At 45.0% G+C, this 3,180-nt stretch carries 3 protein-coding genes; all 3 read right to left on the bottom strand.

All coding sequences use genetic code 11. The annotated features are described in order from the left end of the window. Positions 1-39: 39 nt before the first annotated feature. From ETC00_RS19130 to ETC00_RS20505, 3 genes are read right to left on the bottom strand one after another with little or no spacing between them, the layout of a single operon-like run. Positions 40-351 (bottom strand): phage baseplate plug family protein, encoded by a 312-nt coding sequence (locus ETC00_RS19130; protein ID WP_171567653.1) that lies wholly within the window; start codon positions 349-351, stop codon positions 40-42. A 1-nt stretch (position 352) separates the two neighbouring features. Continuing rightward, positions 353-928 (bottom strand): LysM peptidoglycan-binding domain-containing protein, encoded by a 576-nt coding sequence (locus tag ETC00_RS19125; protein ID WP_171567652.1) that lies wholly within the window; start codon positions 926-928, stop codon positions 353-355. Beyond that, positions 928-3,072 (bottom strand): phage tail tape measure protein, encoded by a 2,145-nt coding sequence (locus ETC00_RS20505; RefSeq protein WP_216369589.1) that lies wholly within the window; start codon positions 3,070-3,072, stop codon positions 928-930. Before ETC00_RS20505 ends, ETC00_RS19125 begins: the two co-directional genes overlap by 1 nt. Positions 3,073-3,180 lie beyond the last annotated feature (108 nt).

Raw genomic sequence — 3,180 nt, 5'->3', positions numbered from 1 at the left:
GAACCAACTTTCACACGTATCACACGGCCAAATAACTTGTCACTCACCGTCATTCACCACCAAGAACACCGTCACGCCAAAATTTTCCCATGTCACACGACTTTCTTTTCCCGATAAGTCGGTCACAAGGAGTTGGGGAGCAGGAAAACGACTGTCCTCAACATCTTGAAAAAGCGATTGATTGTACATAATTTTTTCGCCAAGCACAAGCGGATCGTCGTTTTTGTAAAGGTCAACGGTGAAAAAGTCGCCTGTTTCGTTGTAATTAATCTCAAGCGAAAACAATTCCGCTCCTAACTCAATGTCAAACCGCTCCGGCAAATTGTTTTTATCAATCTCAATGACACGCATATTACTTCACTCTCACTTTACTGCCGATTTGAAGTTTTTTCTCATCGACATTCGGATTTAGCTTGCGTAAGTTCGTGACGGTCGTTCCGTATTTCTTCGCAAGCGCCCAAAATGTGTCGCCTTTCTTGATGACATGATAGGTCGCATTGCTTGCTTTTTTGGCGGTCGGTTGTTTTTGTCCAGCATTGGATACCTTTTTCACTTGCGTATTTTTGACTGCCGCTTTCGCATAAGGTGTTGTTGCCACACGAATCTGTTTAAGTGTGATGGATACCATGACACCGTTTTTTGCGCTTGCGTCTGCGCTTGGGGAGATGTTCTCGATGACCACGTTTCGCATAATGAAGCGGCCAGCATAGTTCATCATTTCGCCTTTATACATGCTGTTTTTGAGTTGGTCGAGTGTCTTTTGATAATTGGAACCGCTCAAAAACACGTCAATTTTCAGCGATTCCGGCTCTGGTTGCACATGGTCGGTTAGTGATATTCCTTTTTCGACAGGGTATGAGGTGGTCTGTACGCTGTATTGTGGCGATTCATTCAATACGAATAGATTGTATTTTCCGAGTTTAGCCATCAGCACACCACCTCCGTTGCGTAGATGTCCATGAACATCTGCCACATTTCCTCCAGTTTACGATTGACTGCCGCTTCTAAACTTCCTGCCGACTTCACATCTGCTGCTGTGACGTGAATATCGACTTTCGGTGAGAACACCACCGAACCGCCTGCCACTTTTGGTGAAGAACTTGGCGCTGTGCCTAACGGATTGATTCGCGGTGTATGCCCTGAACGGTCAAGGATTCCTGCTTGTTCAAGCGCGCGTGATTGGTCCGCTCTTAGCACCGTCTCGTCTTTATGCAGTCTAGCTACATAGTTGTCATACGGAACACGAGAAAGCCCTGTGGCGTGCCCTGGAAGTTGGATTAAACCTTTACCGCCCATCCATTTTGGTAAACCGATTTTCGGCATTTTGAAGTTTTTCAACGCACCGACAAAGCTATCCCATTTCGCTTTTGCGCTTCGTATAAATTCAAGAAGCGGTGAGAAGAAATTGGAGACTTTGGTCTTTGCGCTTGTCATAGCGTTGCTAATAGATGTTTTTACGTTATTCCACGTCTCGCTCGTACTTTGTTTGATGCCAGCCCATTTTTCTCTCATAGAAGCCCACAATTCGCCAGCTTTGGCTTTAATCGTATCCCAATTCCGATACAAAAGGACACCAATTGCAACGAGAGTCGCAATCCCTGCCGCTACCCATGTCATCGGATTAGCAAGCATAGCCGCGTTTAATCCCCACTGGGCTATTGTCGCCATGAGTGTACCTGTACGGAAAGCGGTGATTAATTGATTGATTGTGCCGATGATAGTCATTCCTAGCATGATACCTTTAAATGTAAGAAAAGCCGTTCCAAGTCCGATAACCGTTTCTTTAATCGGACCCCAATTATCACGAATCGTGCTAGCAAAACCAGCCGCTTTTTCTGCGATGCTATCAATGACAGGTATCACATTGACCGAGATATATTCCGTCATTGATTGAAGCCCTTTCAACACTTCTGAACCAAGCGGAGCGAGTGCTTTGACTAAACCGACACCAATGTCCCAAATGTTACTCAGCGTATCCGCTAAAATCGGGCCATTTTCTTTTGCGTATTCAACGAATTTTTGAAAGCCTGTTGATTGACTTAATCCTGCCGACCATTCCTCAAAACGTTGTGTTATACGTACTAACCATTCTTCTACACTAGCCCCAAGCGGAGCGAAGGCGCTAAACATGTTTGTGATACCTAAAAAAGTGTTTCCGAAGATATGAGCAAAGTTATACAGACTTTCTGCCGCGTTTGTTTCTAACCAAGTGAAGAAACGTTGCATGGCTGGACTGTCTAACGATTCGTTAAACTCGTCGGTCAGTTCAACAAACACGTCTGCCACGTTTTGAATCGTCGGTTGTAAACCTGTCAAAACTCCTTGTAAACCTTTTAAGCTGTTTGCGAATGTCTGAAAAATAGGCTTTTCAAACTGTTTAACAAAGCCGCCCCAAAAGGTTTTAAACGATTGTAACGCTTTTAATGCGTTTTGTTGCTCTTGGCTCATATCTGCGTATATTGCCGCTAACTCTTTCTGCGCTTTGATTCGCTCTTTGGCTGAATCGGCTTTTTCGATTTTCTCTTGCAGTTTCGCAATTTCTTCTTGTGTTTCAAAGATATTCGTTAGCGCACCAACAGCAACAGCACCAAACGCCGCCGCTCCGATTCCTGCCGCTCCGAACGCTGCGACTAATGCGCCAATCCCTGCAAGTAATGGAGCGGAAGCGGCAACTCCTCCGCTAAATGCGGCAGTTAAGGCAGTGCCTAATAACACTACTTTCGCAGTCGTTCGGTTGGTTTCGTGGCCTAAATGCTCCATTTCATCTTCTACATCATCTACATCATCTTCCATTTTTTCGAACGCCGCTTCGGATGCAAGAGCTAATAACGCGATTTGGTCGGCTAGGTTTCTAATTTCGTCCTTTAGGTCATCCACCGCATCTTCCGTTCCATCCATTGCACGACTTCCGGCGATTCCTACTTGCCCGAATCCAACCGATAATCCAGCGAGGTCATTTTTCATACCTTGGAAATTATCGCGGATATCGTCTGTTTTATCATCAATCCAAATCAAGCCCGAAGTAGCGTTATCTTCAAGCGTTATGCCAACCGTTAAATTACGCAAATCCATTAGTTTTCACCGCCTTTCTTCTTCATCTCGGAGATAGCGGCGAGATGTTCTAAAATCATATCAGCGGGCCATTCCTCTATTTCGTTTGGTTTGTAAGCAGGGAAGTAT

The sequence above is a fragment of the Brevibacillus sp. MCWH genome (assembly GCF_013096935.1).
In the GTDB taxonomy this organism is placed as follows: domain Bacteria; phylum Bacillota; class Bacilli; order Brevibacillales; family Brevibacillaceae; genus Brevibacillus; species Brevibacillus aydinogluensis.
Note: the sequence above shows the minus strand (reverse complement) of the source record. Positions and strands in the feature narration are given on the sequence as shown.